This window comes from Halalkalibacter sp. APA_J-10(15), assembly GCF_023017105.1.
In the GTDB taxonomy this organism is placed as follows: Bacteria; Bacillota; Bacilli; order Bacillales; family Bacillaceae_D; genus Halalkalibacter.
This window is the reverse complement of the sequence record NZ_JALKEV010000013.1, coordinates 109278-132837: the sequence shown is the minus strand read 5'-3', so window position 1 is coordinate 132837 and position 23560 is coordinate 109278. Positions and strand designations below refer to the sequence as shown.

Annotated in this window: 15 protein-coding genes; 11 read left to right on the top strand and 4 right to left on the bottom strand. The window is 35.9% G+C overall.

Features of this window, described 5'->3' with window-relative positions:
• Nucleotides 1–339 precede the first annotated feature (339 nt).
• Nucleotides 340–516: an ATP-binding cassette domain-containing protein gene (locus MW695_RS23230; protein WP_483299862.1), complete on the bottom strand. Its 177-nt coding sequence runs from the start codon at nt 514–516 to the stop codon at nt 340–342.
• Nucleotides 517–776: 260 nt separating this feature from the next.
• Here MW695_RS23230 and MW695_RS15780 point away from each other — a divergent pair, with 260 nt between their 5' ends.
• The 6 genes from MW695_RS15780 to MW695_RS15755 all read left to right on the top strand — a co-directional run bounded on the left by MW695_RS15780 (nt 777) and on the right by MW695_RS15755 (nt 12159).
• Complete coding sequence (locus MW695_RS15780; RefSeq protein WP_247106292.1) at nt 777–2120, top strand: ABC transporter substrate-binding protein; 1344 nt, start codon at nt 777–779, stop codon at nt 2118–2120.
• Nucleotides 2121–2304: 184 nt separating this feature from the next.
• Nucleotides 2305–4056 (top strand): sensor histidine kinase, encoded by a 1752-nt coding sequence (locus MW695_RS15775; RefSeq protein WP_247106291.1) that lies wholly within the window; start codon nt 2305–2307, stop codon nt 4054–4056.
• Nucleotides 4049–5596 (top strand): response regulator transcription factor, encoded by a 1548-nt coding sequence (locus MW695_RS15770; protein ID WP_247106290.1) that lies wholly within the window; start codon nt 4049–4051, stop codon nt 5594–5596. Before MW695_RS15775 ends, MW695_RS15770 begins: the two co-directional genes overlap by 8 nt.
• A gap of 178 nt (nt 5597–5774) precedes the next feature.
• Nucleotides 5775–6671 carry a carbohydrate ABC transporter permease gene (locus tag MW695_RS15765; protein ID WP_247106289.1) on the top strand — a complete coding sequence of 299 codons (897 nt, stop codon included), beginning with the start codon at nt 5775–5777 and terminating at the stop codon, nt 6669–6671.
• 120 nt (nt 6672–6791) lie between these two features.
• Nucleotides 6792–7586 carry a carbohydrate ABC transporter permease gene (locus tag MW695_RS15760; protein ID WP_483299866.1) on the top strand — a complete coding sequence of 265 codons (795 nt, stop codon included), beginning with the start codon at nt 6792–6794 and terminating at the stop codon, nt 7584–7586.
• Nucleotides 7587–7908: 322 nt separating this feature from the next.
• Nucleotides 7909–12159 (top strand): carboxypeptidase regulatory-like domain-containing protein, encoded by a 4251-nt coding sequence (locus MW695_RS15755; RefSeq protein ID WP_247106288.1) that lies wholly within the window; start codon nt 7909–7911, stop codon nt 12157–12159.
• A gap of 426 nt (nt 12160–12585) precedes the next feature.
• Here MW695_RS15755 and MW695_RS15750 read toward each other — a convergent pair whose 3' ends face one another.
• Entirely contained in the window at nt 12586–13020 is a 435-nt protein-coding gene (locus tag MW695_RS15750; RefSeq protein ID WP_247106287.1) for an Rrf2 family transcriptional regulator, read from the bottom strand.
• 205 nt (nt 13021–13225) lie between these two features.
• Here MW695_RS15750 and MW695_RS15745 point away from each other — a divergent pair, with 205 nt between their 5' ends.
• Together MW695_RS15745 and MW695_RS15740 are read left to right on the top strand one after the other, a co-directional pair.
• Complete coding sequence (locus MW695_RS15745) at nt 13226–14089, top strand: SDR family oxidoreductase (RefSeq protein WP_247106286.1); 864 nt, start codon at nt 13226–13228, stop codon at nt 14087–14089.
• Nucleotides 14090–14580: 491 nt separating this feature from the next.
• On the top strand, nt 14581–15687 hold the full coding sequence (locus MW695_RS15740; protein ID WP_247106285.1) for a PQQ-dependent sugar dehydrogenase: 1107 nt from the start codon (nt 14581–14583) through the stop codon (nt 15685–15687).
• A 20-nt stretch (nt 15688–15707) separates the two neighbouring features.
• Here the strand turns inward: MW695_RS15740 and MW695_RS22830 are convergent, their stop codons facing one another.
• A complete protein-coding gene (locus MW695_RS22830) occupies nt 15708–16208 on the bottom strand; it encodes a CBO0543 family protein (protein WP_283399266.1) in 501 nt (166 codons plus the stop codon).
• Between the two features lie 216 nt (nt 16209–16424).
• Between MW695_RS22830 and MW695_RS15735 the strand changes: the two genes are divergently transcribed.
• The 3 genes from MW695_RS15735 to bglB all read left to right on the top strand — a co-directional run bounded on the left by MW695_RS15735 (nt 16425) and on the right by bglB (nt 20706).
• Nucleotides 16425–17348 carry a glycoside hydrolase family 43 protein gene (locus MW695_RS15735; protein ID WP_247106284.1) on the top strand — a complete coding sequence of 308 codons (924 nt, stop codon included), beginning with the start codon at nt 16425–16427 and terminating at the stop codon, nt 17346–17348.
• A 263-nt stretch (nt 17349–17611) separates the two neighbouring features.
• The gene (locus MW695_RS15730; RefSeq protein ID WP_247106283.1) at nt 17612–19597 is read left to right on the top strand and encodes a beta-galactosidase; all 1986 of its coding nucleotides are present in this window, start codon (nt 17612–17614) and stop codon (nt 19595–19597) included.
• 26 nt (nt 19598–19623) lie between these two features.
• On the top strand, nt 19624–20706 hold the full coding sequence (bglB, locus tag MW695_RS15725; protein WP_247106282.1) for a beta-galactosidase BglB: 1083 nt from the start codon (nt 19624–19626) through the stop codon (nt 20704–20706).
• 112 nt (nt 20707–20818) lie between these two features.
• On the opposite strand, the gene MW695_RS15720 is transcribed toward bglB, so the two are convergent.
• The gene (locus tag MW695_RS15720) at nt 20819–23311 is read right to left on the bottom strand and encodes a GH39 family glycosyl hydrolase (RefSeq protein ID WP_247106281.1); all 2493 of its coding nucleotides are present in this window, start codon (nt 23309–23311) and stop codon (nt 20819–20821) included.
• Between the last annotated feature and the right edge of the window lie 249 nt (nt 23312–23560).

Here is a 23560-nt window from a genome sequence, read left to right as displayed (position 1 = left end):
AAAAATCTTATAAATAAACTTCATTGCTACTTGGGATTATCTCTTAAGAATAAAGATGGTAACTATTCAATTTTTTTCGAGCCATTTCATAATACCATCAAATGCATTTTACTTAAAAGAAAACAAGAGATCTTTCATTAGATATATCTGTTTAAATTTATTAGATTATCACATTTTAAAAAGTATTTGAAGTCTGTAAATTAAAGTAGAAGAAAAAAAACGAACAAATCAATGTCGTTTGTTACACAGTACAATGATCCTATTAATTTCATAAGGAGGGTTAGACTTTTTGACTTAAAATCATTGATAATCAGCCAGCCGAAATTTCATAAACAATTTCTAAATTGTCATCATCAATCCCATTAGTAACATATCGGGATTTTCTATGAATGCTTGCCACATCGAAAGCCTTTGCCTCATGCCAAGTGAGAAAGACTTATCTTTCTTATCTTTAACATCATATAAATCAGCCGTTTTTAGCCATGTATGTATTTTTTCGCATGTTAGGCTACACACACCCTAAGGTGCCGTTTGTATGCTGCATGGAGCATACGATAATAGAGGCACTAATATAAAGATCATTAGGTGCATTTCTACAAGAAGTGGTAAGATGGGAAGTGAGGGACAAACCGTAATATCATATTCATTTTTAGATCAATTTCATACAAAAATAACTATTTTATTTAAGGTTAAACACTGAATTTTATATTAAAAAATAATCGGAAAATTAATAAAATTAAAAATGTAAGCACTTACAAAATGAAGGGGGTATTAACTTGAAGAAGTTAATGATGACAGTCTGCTGTTCGCTATTTCTAGCCATTATATTGGTTGCTTGTGGAGAAGAAACTTCACAAGATGATGTCAGTGAAGTAGAAGTTGACGACAACGAAAATGTTGAAGAGGATGTAAATACTGGAGAGGGAGATGAGGATGTTACATTACGGATTTCATGGTGGGGTTCTCAAGATCGTCATGATTCCACGTTAGAAGTTATCTCTATGTATGAAGAAGAAAATCCACATGTTACAATCGAACCAGAGTTTATTGGTTGGGATGGCTATTGGGAAAGGCTGTCAACTCAAGCGGCAGGGAATAATCTTCCTGATATTATTCAATTAGATGAGGGAGGATATTTGATTCAATATGTTGAAAGAGATTTAATAGCAGATATTATGCCATTTATTGAAGATGGAACAATTGATGTAAAAGATGTTGCTGAGTCGGCATACTTAAATGGTCCTGAGGAAGCTCGAGTAATGGGCTTAGGTGGAAATGCACTTGGAATCATTATTGATCCTGCCTTATTTGAAGCGGCTGGTGTTGATGTACCTGAAATTGGATATACATGGGATGAATTTGAAGACATATTGACTACAATTAGTGATGAATTAGGGATTTATGGTACGGGAGAAATTGAATCAGTGAATGTTTTCCCATATTATTTACGTCAACATGGACAAACAATGTTTAATGAGGATACAACGGAATTTGCATTTGATGATGAATTGTTTGTCGATTTCTTTGAAATGAAACTTCGCTTACAAGAAGCTGGTGCAATGTCTCCGCCAGAAGTCAATATTCAACATAGTGCTCTTGAAGATTTATTACTAGTACACGAAAAGGCAGCAATGGCATGGAAATGGTCTGCTAATTTAGGGGTATTAGAGAGTGCAGCAAATAGAGACTTAGAATTACTATTTTACCCAGGTCCTAATCCAGAACAAGGTATGTATGAGAAACGTTCAATGATGTTTGGAATAGCTGAAACATCAGAAAATCAAGAGGAAGCTGCGAAATTCATTAATTATTTTATCAATGATTTAGAAGTCAATCAAGTATTAATGATGGAAAGAGGGGTATCTCCTAATTCGGTCATTTTAGAGGAATTGGAGCCAGAATTTAGCTCATCATTACAAAAAACAGTGGATTATTTAGAACTTGTTCAAGAAAATAGTAGTCCTTCTGATCTTTATCCAGTGGGAATTCCTGAGGTTAATGACTTGCTGCTTGATGTAGAAGAAAGAATTCTTTATCAAGCGATTACTGCGGAAGAAGGAGTTCAGCTTTTCAAAGAAGAAGGGGAAAGAATATTAAATCGAATCAACAATAATGATTGATGAATAGGGAAAAAATTTGGTCTTATATGGATGGTGTTTACATGTTGTAAGCATCATCGCGGGCTACCCTTTTCGATATCTACTTATTCAAAGGTGGTTAAAACGTTATGTTGTTGCAAAATTTAAACCAGTAATTGATTTATGTAAACGGGTTCATCGGGTGCGAAGAGGATGTGAGTAGGCTATGAATTTAAAGGAGATCAAACAAAGTTTTGCTAACTTGAAAATAAAACATAAATTGATTTTCTTAATCACTACGATTATGTTACTGATTACTTCGTTTAATCTTATTTCTACAATGACGGCATTAAATGTGTATGATAATCGAATTTATAGCCAATCTGAAATGCTATTAAATATGACATCCTCTTCACTTGAAAAAGAATTAAAAGAAATTGAAGATTTATCGTTAGAAATAGCAACGAATTCAGCAATACAAACTTATTTGAATGTGCCATCGATTTATAACGAATATGATAACTATCGCAGAACGTCAGCAATTATTGATTCGATGCTGGAGATGATCGACTCATTTAAGTATATTTCAGCTATTGAAATCATTGATAATCAAAGTTATTCATATGCTATAGGCACTCATCGAATTCAAAGATACGATTCTTTGAATAATGTAAATGAAATTTCGAACCAAAATGGGTCTAATGTATGGATTTATCCGAATGGGCGTCATTCTATGTTGATATCAGGTCGTGAAATTCGCCAAACATCTAATCTGACACTATCTAGTCTCGGTCAATTATTTATTTACATTGATATTAATGCATTAGTTGAAAATATCACACTTGATAGTTACAAAGATGATCATCTCTATATTTTAAAAGATGAAAACCTCATTTATCCAACAGGCAATCAAATGAACTTCACTCATTTATCTAACGACCATTTTAGAAACCCAGGCTATGATATTGTTCCAATTGACGGACAGAAACATTTTATTACTCACATGAAATCGCAAAATACAGACTGGACGTACTATAATATCATCCCATATCAGGATGAATTTCAGAGTACTAACCTTATTAAAAAGATGATCATCATTGTCTATTTAGGATTATTTGTGATAGTTTTATCGATTGGTTATTATTTTTCGAAAACGATTACAGAGCCAATTGAAAGGTTAATGACCAAAATTAAAGAAGTACAGAAGGGGGTTTTTTCATCTAGTAAATTGAATGATGTTGACAGCCATAAACAAGATGAGATCGGTCAGCTTCATTACCATTTTCAAAAAATGGTTGAGAATACAGATCAATTAATCAAAGAAAACTATGATAGTCAGCTGATCATAAAAGAGACAGAATACAAAGCATTGCAATCACAAATTAACCCACACTTTTTATATAATTCGTTGCAGTCCATAAATTGGTTAGCAAAATCAGCGGATCAAAAGGAAATTTCTGTAATGGTGGAGGCGTTAGGTGTACTTTTACGTAATTCAATCAATAATGATGGAATGATCATTCCAATACAAAAGGAATTAGACATCATTGACAATTATATTGCTATTCAAAAAATCAGATTTGGATCAAGGTTAAACTTTACTATGGAAATTGATGAAGACATTCAAAAATACTTAATTCCAAAGCTTATTCTTCAACCAATAGTGGAAAATGCAGTTCACTATGGTGTGGAGACAATGATAGATGAGTGTCATATAAGTGTTGTTTGTAAAAGGAAACTAGAGTGTATCATTATTTCAGTTATCGATAATGGTCCTGGAATGACTAAAGAGCTTCTAGAGAAAGTGCGTAATGCTGAGGTGAAGTCAAAAGGTACAGGTATTGGACTAATGAATATTAGAAAACGAATCAAGTCATACTTTGGAGAGCCATATGGTCTTTGTATCCAAAGTGATCCATTGAATGGTACGAGAGTTACTGTGTATATTCCATATAAGAGTGGTGATGAACATGCATAAAGTATTACTCGTTGATGATGAACTGATAACCCTTAATGGAATGGCGAATATTGTAAAATGGGATCAATATCAAACAAAATTAATCGGAAAATCACAAAATGGACTTGAGGCTTGGAATCTAGTTGAAATGAATAAACCTGATATTATTATATGTGATATAAAAATGCCAGGTCTCGATGGATTACAGCTTTTGGAAAAGGTGAAGGGAGCACATCCGAACATTGTATTTATTATTTTATCAGGGTATAGTGAATTTGACTTTGCTAAACGTGCGATGGAACAAGGGGTTAAACATTATTTGTTAAAACCATGTAATGAGGAACAAATTCATAAAGTGTTAATAAGTGCCGTAAAAGATATAGAAGAAAATAAGAAAAATGAAATTGAAACAATAATGTATAAGACAGAGTTTAAAAACGCCTTACCCAAAATCAAACAACAATTTCTTAAAGAATTAATTATGAATAAGTCATTTTCTCTAAATGAAAAGCAATATTATGAGAAAATGTTTTCTCTTCAACTAGATTTGGCTAAGGGACGGTTATTATTATTTTTTATTCATGAAGAAGATTCGTTTGGTTCCATTCATTTAGTAGAAAAAATTGTCGATAAAGAATTTCGTGATACCCATAGAGAAAATTTCAGCTATGTGTTGAATTCACGATTAGCATTTCTAGTACCTACCATGAAATCAAGTGATTTAATTATACATTTAAAAAAAATTCAACGTATCTTAACGAACGAAAGCGATATAAATGTAACGATTTCTTATACAAATACCGAGAAATTAATAAAAATGAGTCAATGTTACAAAATTGCTGAATGTTCGTTGGGCCAACGGTTTTATAACGGAGAAGGATCACTCATTCATGCAGAAAGTGTACACTTTACAGACAAAGAGGAGGATATCGATCTATTCATAACAAAAATAATAGGTTCATTAAAAAGTGGCAATGAGTGCAGTGCATATGAAGATATAGCTCGTTTTTTTACAGAAATTAGTGAAGCTCAGTATTCCATTGATATTGCTAAGGCCTACTCGTTTAAATTGTATACGTCTATTTTAAATGAAAGCAATTTAGGATTAGATGGGTTTGGTGTTATTGAAAAGATGAATAGTCTTGAAGAAATTAAATGTCTTATTCTAAAAGTGGTCGAAAAAGTGTTAAAAAGTCAAGGGAACCAATCATTAAGTAAACAAAGCAAAATTGTGAAGGAAATTAAATTTTATGTTAATCAATATATTGATAAAGAAATGCTATCCTTGTCTTGGTTAGCGAATGAAATCTTATATATGAATGCTGATTATTTAGGTAAAGTTTTTAAAAAGGAAACAGGAGAAAAGTTCTCGCAATATTTATTACGTATAAGAATGGAGAAGGCTCAACAGTTAATTTTGGAGACAGAAGAAATGAAGATGGTTGATATTGCGAAAGAAATTGGATTTGACCATTACCCACAATATTTTAGTCATGTATTTAAAAAGTATACGGATTATACACCAACTGAATATAAAAAAATACATGGATATAAGTCATAATTATATCTCATCTACTATTAAAAACGGTTTTGTATAAAACTGTTTTTTTTTGTTTATGACACTGTTTTTCATATTACGTAGTTAAGTCATATTGCTTAAAATTGTTTGTAAGCACTTACAACGACTGGGATTATGAAGTGTTTTATAAATAATATCATACTGGATAGGAGTGATCCTTTTGAAACCAAAACTGAACTTAGCATCAGACAATATTGCCGGTTACGCTTTTATTTCACCATTCTTACTTAGTTTTTTTCTATTTACAATTATCCCAATTCTTTCGTCACTTTATTTTTCTTTTACCAATTATGATATGCTTGCTACCCCACGATGGATTGGTTTAGAAAATTATGATCGAATGTTTAATGAAGATATGAGATTTTGGCAAGCTGTAAAAGTAACCTTATATTTTGTATTTGTTTCTGTCCCAATCAGGTTAGCTTTTGCATTGTTAGTAGCGATTATTTTGAATCATATTACGAAGTTAGTGGGCTTGTATAGAAGTGTGTTTTACCTTCCTTCTATTCTTGGTGGAAGTGTAGCAATTGCGATTTTATGGAGACAAGTATTTGGGAATGAAGGCGTTATAAATTCTATTTTGAACTTCTTTCATATTGAAGGTGTATCGTGGCTAGGGAATCCATCAACAGCCATTTGGGCTTTAATCTCATTATCAGCATGGCAATTCGGTTCTTCAATGCTTATATTTTTAGCTGGTTTAAAGAATATTCCATCTACTTATTATGAAGCAGCAAGTGTTGATGGTTCAGGTATATTCTCCACTTTCTTTAAGATTACATTACCTTTATTAAGTCCTGTTATTTTCTTTAATTTAGTTATGCAATTAATTAATGGCTTTATGACATTTACTCCTAGTTATATTATTACTCAGGGTGGTCCGCTTGATAGCACGTTATTGTATGTTTTGTATATTTATCGAAGAGCATTTGAGTTTTTTGATATGGGTTATGCTTCTGCGATGGCTTGGGTGTTACTTTTAGTTGTTGCAATTATTACTGCTATTATATTTAAAACATCTAAGTACTGGGTACATTATGAGTCGAAAGGAGATTAATTAATGGAAAATTCAAACATGAATCCGAATGTAAGAGAGCAATCGATCACCATTGACTATAGAAATAAACGACGCAAAAAAATGAAGAAACTTTCATTTTACTTTTTTCATTTTTTATTAATGCTTTTTGCGTTAATTATGATTTATCCATTACTTTGGATGTTTGCTAGTTCATTCAAAGAGAATTCAGAAATATTTGTTAATGCCCATACATTGATTCCTGTTAATTGGGACTTGTCTAATTATCTAACGGGTTGGCAAGGGTTTGGAGGTGTTACGTTTGGAACCTTTTTCAAAAATTCCTTCATTATCGTAACAATCACAACGATCGGTGCTGTTTTCTTTTCATCATTAATTGCCTATGCATTTGCTAGAATTCCGTTTAAAGGTAAGTCCTTTTGGTTTGTATGTATGATGATGACAATGATGCTACCTTATGAGGTTTTAATGGTGCCACAATATATTATGTTTAACTGGTTCGGATGGATCAATTCGTTTAAGCCTTTAATATTACCAACCTTTTTCGGATTTCCGTTTTTTATCTTTTTGATGATCCAATTTATTAGAACGATTCCGTATGAACTAGATGAGGCTGCTAAGATTGATGGGTGTAATCGATATTCTATTTTCTTTAGAATTATTTTGCCTTTAATTAAGCCAGCTTTAGTAACAGCTGCAATCTTCTCCTTTTATTGGAGATGGGATGATTTCATAGGACCGTTACTCTATTTAAATCGACCTGATTTATATCCTGTTTCACTAGCTTTGAAATTATATTCAGATCCTGATGCGATTACAAACTGGGGAGCAATGTTTGCAATGTCCGCTTTGTCACTTATACCGGTATTTTTAATGTTTTTATTCTTCCAAAAATATATCGTAGAAGGCATAAGTACAAGTGGATTAAAGAGTTAATAGGAAATTAGGAGAAAGAGTTAACGGGGTGTATTTCCGTTTTTTTCGGAATGGATTCTGACTAGTGAAACTTTCATTTATGTCCAAACAAAAATGAAAAGACCAAACGGTAGCTCTATGACGTTTGGTCTTTTATGCTCCTAAGATGATGAAAAGTGATTAAACCACGTACTATGAAAGACTGTATTTTTGATGATCAACCACTGTTTATTATATTGTTTGACATTTAAACAAAAACATATAATGAAAGCGCATACAGTGGAGGGAGGGGGGAGGGAAGTTTCCACTTCAAAAAATGCGATTAATCGTTAGGAGGAAAAAAATGAGCACTAAGGTTTTGGGTAAAATTCCTGGATTAATGTTTTTGTGTGTTGTCTTGCTTCCTTTAATAATGTTGCTACTTCTATTGAATCCTACAACTTCGTATGGTAATGAAACGGGAACTAACTTCTATGTCGATGCTACTAATGGTAATGATGATAATAATGGATTGACTGAAGAATCTGCTTGGCAGACTCTTGATCAGGTGAATGGATTTGCATTTGAACCAGGCGATAAAATTTTATTTAAATCTGGAGAAAGATGGGAAGGTCAATTAGCGCCACAAGGCTCTGGGGTGGAAGGTGCACCGATTATCATTGATAAGTATGGCGAAGGTGACTTACCTCTAATTGAAGGTGAAGGGGAAGTTGACGCAACCGTAAAATTAAAAAATCAAGAATATTGGGAAATTAGTCACTTGGAAATTACGAACACAGCACCAATTGAAACAACACTTGGAGAATCATTAGGTGATTATAGAGGGATTTATGTTACAGGTTCAGATGCTGGGACGTTACATCATATTCATATTAACGGTGTCCATATTCATGATGTCAGTGGAGAGGTCAACTGGATTCGAGGAAGTGGAACTTCTGATCCAGGCTTTAACTTTAATACAGGATGGGATCGTTCAAAGAGATCTGGTGGGATTGTTTTTGATACATGGGTAGAAGATGTTGAAAACCCTCAACCTACTCAATTTGAGGGGGTTATTATTGAAAACTCGTTACTAGAAGACAATTCATTTACTAGTATTTCAATTAAGCAATATGTAGGAAATGATAGTGGGAATCCATATACTGGGTGGGGATCTCGTGATTCTGTTTATGGGGAACCAGATTTTACTCCTCATAAAGATGTGACGATTCGTAATAACTATATATCACATTACGGTAGTGATTTTGCTGCCAATGGGATGTATGTAACTGGTGTACAAGGATCAGTCATTGAAAATAATGTCATAGCAGGTGCTGGTACGTCTGGTATTGAAATTTATTATGCGGATGATGTAATTGTTCAGTATAATGAAGTGTTCGATACAAGAAGAAAGGCTGGTGGTGCTGACCATAATGGGATCGGACCGGATCGAGCAACGACTAATATCATTGTGCAATACAATTATATTTACAATACTGGTGATGGGATTTTAATTTGTCAGTTTAGTTATGGAGATGTAATTATTAGACATAACATTATAGAGAATGTCGAAAGGTATCCTATCTATCTACATTCTGATAGAAGTGCAGTTGCGGATGTATATAACAATACTGTATACCAAGATAATGGCAGCAACTTTTTAGTTTATGGTTACGGCTCTTATGTTGAAGCAACTTATAATATTAAGAACAATATCTTATATTCTACTAATCCGAATGCCGTCATAACAACTGGTGGTGGAGTCAATTATGAAAATAACAGTTATTTCGGAAGTGACTTTGCGATACCGGGAGATGATTCTGGACCGATTACAATTGATCCATTAATGGTTAATCCGGGCCCTTTTGAACGAATAACAACCCCTGAAACAGGTACGAACCTTCATCTGTTAGAAAGATACCGGCTACAGTCAGGCTCCTCGTTAATTGATGCTGGACTTGACCTTTATAACGATGGAACGGATTTCTTCGGTAATGACCTGTATAATGATAAAGCTGATATTGGTGCAATTGAATATTATGGTGATCCAGAGTCACAATATGAATCAATTACTGGAACGGTTTATGATAGTTATGAGAATCGATTAAGTGGTGTGACTGTTAGTCTTGATGTGGACGGTGAGGAGTATTCAACTGAAACAGATGAAAATGGTTTTTACTCTATTAGAAATATCCCAATAGGCACATATAATGTTACAGCAAGTAGGGATGAGTATGAATCTCATGAGATAACCGTTGAATTAACAGCATTAAATACGGCTGCGAATAAAAACATAACGATTATGTCTAATAGCGACTATGGAAGTGTGAAAGGATTGGTATTCGATCATCGAGGTCAACCAGTTGAAAATGCAAATGTAAGCGTTATCTATGATGGTGAGGAACTATTTCAAACACTGACAAATGAATCGGGAGAATATGTTATAAAAAATATTTCACTTGGTGATAATTACACAATTAGAGCAATGAAAGACAATTATGGTTCCGATGAAGCAACTGGTATTCGTGTATTGCCAGGCTATGAAACACCTGTGCCAAATTTATTTGTCGAAGGTACACATCCAGAATATCTCGAAATAGATGATTTTAATCATAATGAAACAGGTTCTTTACCTAGTGGTTGGGATTCTATTCTATCAGGTGGTAGTATTGAAGTTGTTGAGACACCATCTCAGAATGATAAAAGTGTTAAGTTCACTAGAGATACAAATAGCGGAAGAACCCAATTGTCTAAATATTATGATGAAGGTGAAGTTACAGGGATTGTTACTGTTGAATTAGATGTCATGAGAGATGACGAAATTTTCAGTGGTAATTCATGGATTAGCATCCCATATATATATGGGTATGATAAGCCATCATCACAACCAGGTGTTGCGATAGCAATGAATAAAGGGGATTTCATTGCGTATGATGGAGGGGTTTCAAGAACAATAATGCCGTATGAGCAGGGTGAATGGTATAACCTTAAGATCGTTATGAATATGAATACTCAAACATATGATTTATATATTAATGGAGAACAGATTTTTGATTCAGTTGCATTTCGTAATCAAATGGATGAAGTAGGACATATTGAGGTGCATGCTAGTAGCTCAAATTATGGATCAGCACATATAAATAATTTAAGAGTGATTAACGGAACGCCATATGCAAAAGATGATAACATCTTAGAATCATTAAGTATGACTCAAGGTTCTTTAAGCTATAGTGGAGGATTGTATTCTACAACACTCCCGTATTCAGTTGATGAAATTAATTTAACACCAGAGACATTTAGTATATTCTCTACAATAACAATTAATGGAGAAATAGTGGAAAGTGGAGTTGAGTCGCATCCGATCAGCATTGATGAGGGAGATAATGTCATCTCACTTGTCGTGATGGCTGAAGATGGATCAGAAAGAGAATATGAAATTAGAATTCACCGTATGACAGCTGCAATCGAATCAAGGTTAGATAGTATTTCTGTAAGTGAAGGAGAATTATCACCCGAATTCTATATGGACACACTGGAATATAGTTTAGAAGTACCACATGAGGTTGACTCTATTGATATAGAAGCAGTTGCTCTTTCACCTCAAACGTTAATTTCAATAAATGGTTCTGAATTGATGTTAGCGGAAGCTATGAATGAAGTTCCTTTAGAAATAGGAGAAAATCGAATTAGAATTTGGGTTGAATCAGGGGATGGAACGGCAGATAATGAATATATCATTATCGTTACTAGAGAGCAAGGGGAAGTTCCAGAAGTAGACGTGACGGAGCTAGAAGGGTTAATCGACAAAGCCCGTGCAGTCACGAATGAGGACGGTCGCTATACAGAAGCGACATATGAAGCGTTGCAAGCAGCTATCGAAAAAGCACAAGAGGAAGTAACAAGCATCGAGACCGAGGAAGAGCTACAAGAAGCGTTAATAGCGTTACAAACGGCGATAGATGGGTTAGAGGAGAAAGCTCCAGAAGTTCCAGAAGTAGACGTGACGGAGCTAGAAGAGTTAATCGACAAAGCCCGTGCAGTCACGAATGAGGACGGTCGCTATACAGAAGCGACATATGAAGCGTTGCAAGCAGCTATCGAAAAAGCACAAGAGGAAGTAACAAGCATCGAGACCGAGGAAGAGCTACAAGAAGCGCTAACAGCGTTACAAACGGCGATAGATGGGTTAGAGGAGAAAGCTCCAGAAGTTCCAGAAGTAGACGTGACGGAGCTAGAAGAGTTAATCGACAAAGCCCGTGCAATCACGAATGAGGACGGTCGCTATACAGAAGCGACATATGAAGCGTTGCAAGCAGCTATCGAAAAAGCACAAGAGGAAGTAACAAGCATCGAGACCGAGGAAGAGCTACAAGAAGCGTTAATAGCGTTACAAACGGCGATAGATGGGTTAGAGGAAGTACAGTCACAAAAGGAAGAAGAAAAAGATTTAAGCAATGGAAATGAAAATGATCAGGATCATTCCAAAGGTGAAAAGGAAGATAAACTACCAGAAACAGCTACAGCCAATTATACGTTTCTGTTGTTTGGGAGTCTGTTTGTTGTATTAGGGTTTATCCTATACTTCCTTTCTCAAAGAAAATTCGCAGTTAAATGAACGTTTCTATTATGAAATATAAGTATTAGCATAAATTGAAGGTGAAGAGTAAGGCCTGTGTTTAGTGAAATACTGGACACAGGCCTTTTATAATTTGTTGAGTTTTAACGGATATTTAAATAAGATACAACTGTTTTTGTTCATGAATGACAATGCTTTATATTACTACGAACGGAAAAATGGCCTAATATGTCTAGTGAACATTTATATTTTTTATTTGAAAGCTTGATGAAATAGTGTGTAATGAAATACGAGAACCAGATAACTCAATAGTTGATCGTTAGTAATGATTTTTTAACTCAGAAACGATACACGGAATTTCCCGCTTATAGACAAGTTGCACGTTCCTAACTAAAAAAGCTAGCGACTATCGCACGTTTGCGCGGTTTTGTCGATAGGCTGAAGACATTCCTAATAGTTGACTTTTTAACAGCTATTCTCTTGAGTAACAACATCCTGCATAACATCATCTAAAGTAAGACTTTTCAAAACCTTTTCCATTGCCAGTTGGGCTGTTATGAATAATTGTTCAACTGTATTCTGGATATTCCTGCCTACAGGGCAATTTGGATTAGAATTTTCATGTATGCTAAATAATTCGTTCTCCTGTACAACATTCACAGCTTTATAAACGTCAAACAGTGTAATATCTGATCGTTCTTTGGTTAGTTTAGCTCCTGGAATTCCTGGCTGTACCTCTATTAAACCAGCTTTTTTTAGCATTCCCATTAGTTTTCTTATTACAGCAGGGTTCGTGTTAACACTGGAAGCTATAAATTCAGAAGTTGTTACTCCTTCTTTATTAAATTCAATTAGAGTCAATATATGAATTCCGACAGAGAATCGGCTACTGATGGACATAAGCAGTCACCACCCCTTCTAATGAACTATTTCGTTATTTAATCGTTTCTCATCATGTAAGTAATTTGGTTACAAGTTTATTATAACAAATTACGAACAAAATACTAAATTGCATGTAGTTGTTGACATATACACTACAAGTAACTAAAATGATTACATGTAATTAAAATAGTTACAATAAAAACCGAAATGGAGGAAATATGCAATGAAAATACTAGTTACAGGAGCAACGGGGAAATTAGGTTCAAAGATGGTAGATTCATTATTGAAATCTATACCGGCAAGTGATTTAGCAGTGAGTGTGCGAAATCCAGAGAAAGCAGAAGGGCTTCGTACTCGTGGTGTGGAAGTTCGTCAAGGTGATTTTGATCATCCAGAATCATTAGATCATGCTTTTTCAGGGGTGGATCGATTATTAATTATTTCTGCTGATGGTGACAATGATACTAGGGTTCTTCAACATACTCATGCAGTTGAAGCGGCTGAACGTGCAGGGGTGAAATTTATTGCTTACACAAGTTTAGCAAATGCACAAGAAAGTAAAAATGTAATGGCTCCTCCTCATGTTGCTGCAGAAGACGCCATTATTAAGACTGGCATCCCATATTCTTTCTTGCGCAACAATTGGTATTTAGAAAACGAAATCGGAAGCATTCAAGGGGCTATCGCGGGATCTCCATGGGTAACTTCTGCTGGATTAGGGAAAGTAGGCTGGGCATTGCAACAAGATTACGCAGATGCAGCAGCAGCTGTCCTTGTTGGAAACGGTCATGAAAATACAGTGTATGAACTTTCTGGTCCTCTATTAACACAAGAAGAATTGGCATCAGCTCTTGGTCATGTATTAGGTAAAGAAATACCTGTACAACAAGTAGGAGATGAAGAATATGCACAGATCATGAAAGGGTTAGGTTTACCTGATTTTGTGATTCCAATTGTAGTAGGAATTCAAGGAAGCATTCGGAACGGTTCACTAGAAGTTGAAAGCACTGATTTTGAAAAGGTTCTCGGTCGTCCAGTAACCCCGATCAACGAAGCACTAGACCAACTTGTTAATGCAATTTCATAACCTTGATAAATGAACTTTAAAAAACTGTCTTTCCATAATTGTCTTTAAACATCACAGGTAGCACGCTATATATAGTTTTTTTAATTGCTTACTACTTGCACACCAAGAAAGTACATCTATCAATAATCTGTTACATGTAGTAAAAGAGCAATTTGGTTCAGATTCCGCTAACCATAAAAATGAATTTGATTTTTTCATGGAAATAGTTCTAAGCTGATAGTAAATAAGAAAAGGAATTGTCTAGTCAAAATGAATTATTAAAAGACACTTTTATAAAGAGTTTATTGAATTGAGAAGTATATTCTCCAAAAAGGGAAGTCCTATTAGACAAGGGCTTTCCTGTTTTGAGTTTTTTTATGTTTCTTTTATTTTAATCGTTTCGTTTTATTATATAGAGGGTAAGAGAAAGTTATTGAATGTATTTCAAATATAAGGAAAAATCGATATAAATGGTTGTCAGTGATAATAATAAAGAAAGGAAAGGAACAAAAATGAAAAAACATTTTGTTATACCTTTGTTCAGTATCCTTTTCCTATTAGGATGTTCTGCAAACGATCAACCAAACATGGAGTCGGAAGAGAGTCAGCCAGTCAATGGAGGGGGAATGACAGTAGATGATGTAGAAGAAAGACAAACAGCTAATGGATATGAAATTGTTACAGAGGATTTAGACATACCTTGGGCAATTGAAAAGTATGAAGATACCATTTACTTGTCGGAGAGACCTGGGAATATTGTCAAAGTAGAGGATGGAGAAACAGAAGCACAATCTGTTCAGCTGGAAAAGGAGCTTGCAACGGCTGCCGAAGCTGGGCTGTTAGGAGTTGTATTAGATCCGCAATTCCTGGAAACGCAATTAGCCTACGCTTATTACACATATAAAGATGAGAGTGGCCAGTTTAATCGTGTTGTTAGCCTTCGTTTAGAAGAGAATGTATGGCGAGAAGAGAATGTCCTTCTCGATCATATTCCGAGCGGGAATGTTCATCATGGTGGCAGAATCAAAATCGGACCTGATGAAAAGCTCTACGTGGCAACAGGTGATGCAGCCGAGCCTCATATCGCTCAAGATCGTGATTCCTTAGGTGGGAAAATATTAAGAATGAACCTGGATGGCTCAATTCCAGACGATAATCCTTTCCCAAACTCCTATGTTTATAGCTACGGACATCGCAACCCACAAGGATTAACATGGTCTTCAGATGGATCACTGTATTCGAGTGAGCACGGACAAACAGCAAATGATGAAATCAATGAAATTGAGGCAGGACAAAATTATGGCTGGCCAATAATTGAAGGACATGAAGAAGAGGAAGGGATGATTTCTCCTCTTTTCACATCAGGAAGTGAAGAAACATGGGCTCCTTCAGGTATGGACTATTATGATGGGAAGCTATATGTTGCGACATTACGAGGGACAGCTTTATTAGAATTTGACCTTGAAACAGGTGAACAGAGAGAAGTGATTAGTAATATTGGTAGGATAAGGGATGTGCTAGTAGACGGTACTTCGCTCTATTTTATAAGCAATAATACGGATGGAAGAGGAGAGCCTGACGAGAATGATGACCGCTTGTATCGTGTTTGGCTGAAGTAGTGTTAGTAAAAATAATCATGTTACATGCTAAAGGGATTGCGTTTTTCATTGTAAAACCATTGATAATACACTCTAGATAAATAAAATGTGCAGGTTAATGAAATGAAAGTATAGTACCAGTTCCAATGTTTGTACTCAATAAGTAATGTGAATTTTTCAAATACTAGTTCGATTACTGTCATTGAAGCTGAGTATAGAACATGATAAATAAACTTTATAGACAAGCTTTTTGTTGTTGGATAGTACAAATTGAAAATGACACAAATACTAGGAAAAATAAAATACTCAAACGTAAAGCTACTAGCGTTTCCCTTTTTAAAAAACCTTTTCGGATATCGTATGAGATTCAGTTCTACAACAATTAATCCTAATAACCACGTTACTAGTTGCTTAAAAAGGAATATAATATTTGCTTGTCTCACTTTATCGCTAGGTACTAATTTAAGTAAACTTATAATGGTTATTAGCCAAACGATCACTAAAAGGGTGTAATTTATGGAATTGGATTGAATTTTTTTCATAGGGACTCCTTTGTTAAATAAAAATCATTTCACTTAAGTATAAGTTGTCCAAAATGAAAAGGAGTATTCTCATTTGTCTGCTAATATAGAGGAATTTAATAAGGAAAACGTTAAACACTTTACTTAAGTGTTAAAATCCCAATCTTGTTTAACGATCTAAATAATGATAACGTTTTAATAGAGTTAAGCAACCAAATACATTGGAGGGATTTTAGCATGACACATGGAGCGAAGTCTGCGCAATTTGATGCTTATTTATTTGTCCATTTTATCCATCAAGATGTAGGAAGCCCAGATTCAGAGCAGGTTTATTTTTCTGTGAGTAAGGATGGTATCACGTGGCAAACGCTGAATGATAGAAAGCCTGTTCTCAGATCTACGTTAGGGGATAAGGGAGTAAGAGATCCGTTTATTATTCGTTCTCCTAAGGAAGGGAAATTCTATTTAATTGGCACTGATTTATCAATGCATGACCAGAAAGATTGGGACGAGGTACAGAGGTCAGGTAGTCAGCATATCGTCGTTTGGGAATCGAGTAATTTAGTAGAGTGGTCGGAGCAACGATTGGTGAACGTCGGGTTAGAGACGGCAGGTTGTGTTTGGGCACCAGAAGCGATTTATGATAAGGAAAATGATGATTTTCTCGTATTTTGGGCATCGAGAGAAGGGTTTGGGGCAGAGAAGCAAAGAATCTATTATGCGAAAACGACCGATTTTAAAAAGTTTACAAAACCTGAAATTTATATTGAACGACAGAACCATGTGATTGATACGACGATTATTGAAGAAAATGGCGTGTATTATCGCTTTTCTAAAGATGAAACGGTTAAGAGTATTACGATGGAAGTTTCTAATTCATTGCTTGGAGAATTTCAAGAAATTGAAACGAACTTAAATCAAGTCGTTGGTGTCGAAGGGCCGGCGTGCTTTAAATTAAAGAACGAGGATAAATGGTGTCTCTTATTAGATCATTACGCAGTTGAGAAAAAGTATTTCCCGTACTACACAAATGATTTGAAAACGGGACAATTCGCAAAAAAGGAAGAAGGACTAGACATCCCTGTGCATTCGAAGCATGGTGGGGTGATGACGGTTACACGTGATGAATATAATGCATTAGTTAAAAAGTATGGTTTGTAAGCAAGGGTCTTAGCTTTTATATTGTTGTTTTTCAATAGTTTTTAGAGCTTTCTTCATTAGACACGATGTATACCGTATGATACCATTTTAATGAATATTACTTTATTAAGCAATGAGATAAAAACGTTGTTATTCTAGTAATCTAAGCTTTGGAATGGTGAAATACGTAGAAAAAAGTAAGCGGATTCATAGTAGTCGGTAGGACATGTCGAGAATGTGTACTCATTCGTTAAGTGAAAAGAGACAAGAACGGAGTGGTGAATATGGCAAATAAGCTCTATCATGGTGCAGCTTATTATCCTGAGCTTTGGGATGAGAAGGTGATAGAAGAGGATATTAAGCTCATGAAGGAAGCAGGCATTAACGTAGCACGAATGGGAGAGTTCGCTTGGCATACGATGGAGCCTGAGGAAGGGAAGATCGACATTAGTTTTTTCGTTGATATCATTAACAAGCTATATGAGAATGGGATCGAGACAGTGATGTGTACACCTACGCCTACTCCACCGATTTGGTTTACACATAATCATCCAGAGAGAATGTATGTGAACGGTGAGGGGAAAGTGATGGGGCATGGTTCACGTCAGCATGCGTGTACGAATCATCCGTACTTTCGGAAAAAAGCCAATGAGATCACTGAGCATATGGCTAAAGCGATTGGTTCGTTACCGGGAGTTATCGGTTGGCAAATTGATAATGAATTTAAATGCCATGTAAGTGAGTGTATGTGCGAAACGTGCCGGGCGTTATGGCATCAATGGTTAGAGGAGCGCTACGAGACGATTGAACAGCTAAATGAAGCCTGGGGAACGAAAATTTGGAGTGAATATTATCATTCGTTCGATCAAGTGCCTCAGTCCGGGCCAGCTCCATTTCTTCATAACTCTTCGCTAAGTACGATGTACCGTCAGTTTTCTATGGAGAAGATTGCGGAATTCTCAGATAGTCAGGCTGATATCATTCGTCAACATTCAAATGCTCCGATTACGCATAATAGTAATATTCCTTTTTCAGTTGATAATGAAAGGTTATTTGAACATCTTGACTTCGCTTCTTTTGATACATATGCTACACAGGAGAATAGGGCATCGTATTTAATGAATTGTGATTTGTGGAGAAATTTTAAAAAGGGTCGAGACTTTTGGATTATGGAAACGAGCACATCTTATGCCGCGTCACTTGAAAGCTATGCGAGTCCTCATGCGAACGGCTATTTACGTGCAGAGGCTGTGGCGGCCTATGCACTAGGTGGTGGTGCATTTTGTTATTGGTTATGGAGACAGCAGCGTGCGGGCTGTGAGCAGCCACACGGCTCGGTCATTAGTGCTTGGGGGAAACCAACGGTCGGTTTTCAAGGTGTTCAAGAAGTGGAAGAAATGAGAAAGCAAATGGAGCCTTTTATCGTTGCAACCAAACCACAGCAGGCCGACGTTGCTATCACGTATTCAGATCAGGCGAAGGCGTTTTTCCAAACGGAGCCGTTGCAACAAATGGATTTCAGGGCATTGGTGACGAATTTTTACAATCATTTTGTGTCTTTGGGTGTGCATCGTGATGTCATTCCAGAGAAGGCTAGCTTAGAAGGGTATAAACTTCTGTTTACCCCATTTTTGCCACACATTTCAGATGAGTATCGTAAGCAGGCTGTTGAATTCGTGAAAAATGGTGGAACATGGATTATTGGACCGTTAAGTGGAGGACGTACGAAGGAGCATACAATTCATACAGATGACGCACTAGGTAAGCTTGAAAAAATCGCTGATGTGGAAGCGTTGTACACATATCCTATCGATGGAACGGGTTCAATCGGGCACGCCTTTGGTTATCAAGCGCCGTTAGGATTGTGGAGTACGGTGTTTGAGTATGATGAACAAACAGCTGTCGGTACAATAAAAGGTGGAAACTCGAGTGGAAAAGCATTTATCACTGAGTCGAAGGTTGGTAAAGGGAAAATCGTACACCTTGGGTCTTTACCTGTTGGAGAAGAAGGGGACTCTTTATTAAAGACGATCATTGATCATTATGCAACAGATGCGGGAGTCAATGTGCGAACAGATGTGACACACGGAACGGTTGTCGCCCCACGAATTGATGACGAAGGCAAGCACTCGTGGGTGATTGTCAATATGGATGGTCAAGGCGGACATGTCACGCTGCCGAAAGATGCGATTGATGCATTAACGAAAGAGAAGGTGTCAGAAGGCCAGTTAGAAATCGGTGCTTATGAATACCGCGTTCTATCATTCTAAAATGTAAGCAGAAAGGATGAAGAGAGATGACTCGAGATCAGGTCGTTCAACAAATTGATTTACTAATGACGAATTTAACGACCATTCAAGATGATACAGGAGAATTTCTGTTAAACTTTGATGGGTTAGTCGTTGATGATAAGAGCTGGAAGGTGTGGAATTGGCCACAAGGGGTCGGGCTTTACGGGATTTATAAATATTGGCGTTTAACAAAGGATGAAAAGGCATTACGGATTGTAACTGATTGGTTTCATGATCGCTTTGAAGAAGGGGTACCACCGAAAAATGTCAATACAATGGCGCCCCTACTTACATTAGCCTTTCTATATGAAGATACGAATGATAAGGAACTTATTCCTCATCTAGAAGAATGGGCTGAATGGGTGATGAACGATATGCCACGGACAAAGGAAGACGGCTTGCAGCATATGACGTACGGGCCAGAGAACAAAAATCAGCTTTGGGACGATACGTTAATGATGACCGTACTACCATTAGCGAAAATCGGCATGCTTTTTAACCGTCAAGATTATATTGAAGAAGCCAAGAAGCAATTCCTCATTCATATCAAATATTTGAGTGATCGTAAAACAGGTCTTTGGTTTCACGGGTGGACATTTGAAGAGAACCATCACTATGCCGAAGCGTTATGGGCAAGAGGAAACTGCTGGATAACGATTGCAATCCCTGAAATCATTGAAATATTAGAGCTGGAAGAAGGTGACGGCTTCAGAGCATTCCTCATCGATACGTTAAACAGACAAGTCGAAGCGTTAGCGGAGCATCAGCATGAAAGCGGCTTATGGCATACGCTTATTAACGATAACACGTCTTATTTAGAAGCATCAGCAACTGCAGGCTTTGCTTACGGTATTTTGAAATCAGTTCATAAAGGCTACATTGATGCTAAATACAAAGAAGTCGGGTTAAAATCGATTGATGGACTTGTTCATGAAATCAATGAAGAAGGAGCTGTCCAAAAGGTTTCAGTCGGTACTGGGATGGGTGATACGTTCGAATTTTATAAAGAAATTAAGATTACTCCAATGCCATATGGACAATCTTTGTCAGTGCTGGCGTTGGCGGAGTATTTGCAGGAGTTTGAATAAGATAAAGATACGCAAAAACTGCTCATAGAGAGTCTTTCTTCTTTCTATGAGCAGTTTTTAATACATAACCGCACGATGCTTCTAAGAAAGCACTATGGCTGTATTAATCTTACTATGTTTCTAGAAGGCTAATTTCAATAAATTTCACTTCAAGTGGTTCAAGCGTAGCATAATAGATCCATTCGTTTTCGTTGACAGAAACAGTAAAGAAATTGGCTGATGGGGCAGATGTATTTTTTAACAAGTTGATGTCATCCTGTTCAAGTGGGACACTGCCCATCTCTACCCATTTGTCATAGGCACTTCCGTAATGCTGATTTACACGATATTCTTTCACTCGATAGTTCCCATTTTGTAAATGAGAAAGGGGGATCGAGATGTCCATTGTTGCATGATTTGGAAAAGCTGAATATCGATCAAAATGGCTTAAATCAAAGGTTTTCCCATCAGCAAAAAGATTACTATAATGCTCATAATTGTAACAAATTATTTGGATGGATCGTGCTGATTTTGTAATGAAATATCCATTCCCATAGGCAAGTAAGTCGGATCCTAGTCTATTCATAAATTCAAAAATATAATAATGGGGTTTTTTTACTTGGTTATAAGTGAATAAGCCGAGACCACCGTGGAACATATCATGATCAAATTGCTGCTCCTCAATAAGATCAGTTAATGTCCAATAGCCGAAACTATCTAAACGGTCATAGTTTTCTAATAAGTTCTTTGCCAAATAACATGCTAAAAAGCAAGTATCATTGATCGGATTGCGGTGTGAAACGGTTAAATTCCACTCCGTTAAATAAATATTTAGTGCGGGTAGTTCGACTTCAATTAATAAAGACTTCACTTTGGAAATGTATTTATTAAAGTTGTTGTCATCGGTGCTTAATTTGTTTTGACTAAAGAGTTGATTTGTGCTTTCCTTGAAATTTTCAAAATCATTAGCATAATAATGCAAATTTAAAAAATCAGGAGCACAATCCATTTGTCTTGTCCAATTCAAGAAGCTTTTGGCCCATTCGATGTTTATTTTCGTAATAAGTAAAAGGGAAGGGCTTCCAAATGATAATGGTGAATGAAATGATTTGACCGTTTGGTATGTATTTAAATATAATTCGTAAAATTCTTCTTCACTATTTAGGCCAAACATATTGGGTGACGTATCCGGTTCATTCCATACACAAAACAACCACTCTTCTAATTCCTTTCTTCCATAACGCTTTGCCAAGTGCTGCAATAGCTTTTCAATCAGTAAGTTCCACTCATTGATATCGATTGGAAAAGACGTGTTCATCTTTGCTGCAAAGATCGTTTTTTCTCGATGACTAGCAAGCGCCTCTGGCATGAAGGAAAGCTGAATTAACGGTTTCAAATCAATCGATAGCAAGAAATCGATAACCTTATCAATGAGAACGAAACTAAATGTCAATTGTCCAGATTTCATTCGACGACAAACGAGCATATCGTCTGATAGCAATCCATGAAATTTAATGTAGCGATAGCTGACTGTTTGCTGTAATTCGGTAAGCATCTCCTGTACTTCACTATACAGTAGCTCTTTGGCTCTACCAACAGATGTGAACGTTTTGAATGTGTGATCTAGCGTCCTTATAGAATTGTTTATATTCACAGGGTCTGTCGTTATGACATAATTACTTTTCTTCAAAAGCTCATAATGCTTTTCTGGTTTGTTAAAATATTTTTCTAATTTAGATAAATAGTTTTGAGGTTCGAAGTCTATATAGTTCACAAGCTTACTTTCTTCTTTTTTTGCTTCGAATGCTTCATAAGCATGTTGCTTACGGTACAGGCTAGGTAATACGCCATACTCTTTTTTGAATGCCCTTACAAAAGAACGTGTCATCGGAAAGCCATGTTTAAGGGCGATTTCTTCAATCGATAAATCAGATGATAGTAAGTCATTTACGGCATAGTCAATTCGTATTTTGTCATAATACTCCGTAAAGTTCATGCCAATATATTTATTAAAAAAACTCGATAAATAAGGTAGTGATAAATGTTCACGATTGGCAATATCCGCTAAGGAGATATTTTCAGTATAGTGTTTTTTGACATAATCTAAAATATTACTTAAACGATCTAAATGCTTTCTTGTTTTAATTTGGTGGGTCGTTGACTGAGTTGATTTGAAATTACGAGTTAGCTCAGCTATTAAAGCATAGCAAAGCGATACATTATAAATTTTCGTTGATTCATCTTGAATCGAATTGGTTTGAATCATATTGGCGATCAACGATTTAATCGTTTCATAGGATTTGCTTGGTTCCTCCATTGAATTGCAAAGAAACGTAGTTGTTTTCAATTCATCAGGAATGTTAAAGTCATCCAGGTTGATCTGCAAAGCAATTAATACACCATGGTCAGAATGGAGCTCGTGCAAATCATTACTGTTAATGAGTATAAGATCGCCTTCCTTTAGTAAATAGGACTTATCGTTAATGAGAATACTGACTTCGCCTTCTAATAGGAATAATAGTTCTATTTCCTTATGCCAATGCTTCAGAACATGGCCAATTTGATGAATGAACAATTTTAAAGGAGCAACCCCTTCGTATTGTATGATTTCGTAGTTCTGTTCCAATTTTAAAACCCCGTTTCTCCTTAGTCCATTGTGAATGGCATTATTATATATGAAAAAAGTGTAGATTAAAAGCCGACCTACAAATATTTATGATAGATGTCCTTTATAGGTGCTGTAGTAAGAAGAAAAAAAGAGGATATGAAAATCATGTATGATCCTCCTTAAAAATAAACGTAGAGCAAAAGTTCTATTGTGATTACGATAGAACTATGAAGATGGAACGATATATACGTTCAAGAAGGAGGAGGA

Bases quoted from the DNA above. Each gene is read 5' to 3' on its own strand.
- MW695_RS15775 (WP_247106291.1), top strand. From the start codon at position 2,305: ATGAATTTAAAGGAGATCAAACAAAGTTTTGCTAACTTGAAAATAAAA.
- MW695_RS15770 (WP_247106290.1), top strand. From the start codon at position 4,049: ATGCATAAAGTATTACTCGTTGATGATGAACTGATAACCCTTAATGGA.
- MW695_RS15760 (WP_483299866.1), top strand. From the start codon at position 6,792: ATGCTTTTTGCGTTAATTATGATTTATCCATTACTTTGGATGTTTGCT.
- MW695_RS15755 (WP_247106288.1), top strand. From the start codon at position 7,909: ATGAGCACTAAGGTTTTGGGTAAAATTCCTGGATTAATGTTTTTGTGT.
- MW695_RS15750 (WP_247106287.1), bottom strand. From the start codon at position 13,020: ATGTCCATCAGTAGCCGATTCTCTGTCGGAATTCATATATTGACTCTA.
- MW695_RS15745 (WP_247106286.1), top strand. From the start codon at position 13,226: ATGAAAATACTAGTTACAGGAGCAACGGGGAAATTAGGTTCAAAGATG.
- MW695_RS15740 (WP_247106285.1), top strand. From the start codon at position 14,581: ATGAAAAAACATTTTGTTATACCTTTGTTCAGTATCCTTTTCCTATTA.
- MW695_RS22830 (WP_283399266.1), bottom strand. From the start codon at position 16,208: ATGAAAAAAATTCAATCCAATTCCATAAATTACACCCTTTTAGTGATC.
- MW695_RS15735 (WP_247106284.1), top strand. From the start codon at position 16,425: ATGACACATGGAGCGAAGTCTGCGCAATTTGATGCTTATTTATTTGTC.
- MW695_RS15730 (WP_247106283.1), top strand. From the start codon at position 17,612: ATGGCAAATAAGCTCTATCATGGTGCAGCTTATTATCCTGAGCTTTGG.
- bglB (WP_247106282.1), top strand. From the start codon at position 19,624: ATGACTCGAGATCAGGTCGTTCAACAAATTGATTTACTAATGACGAAT.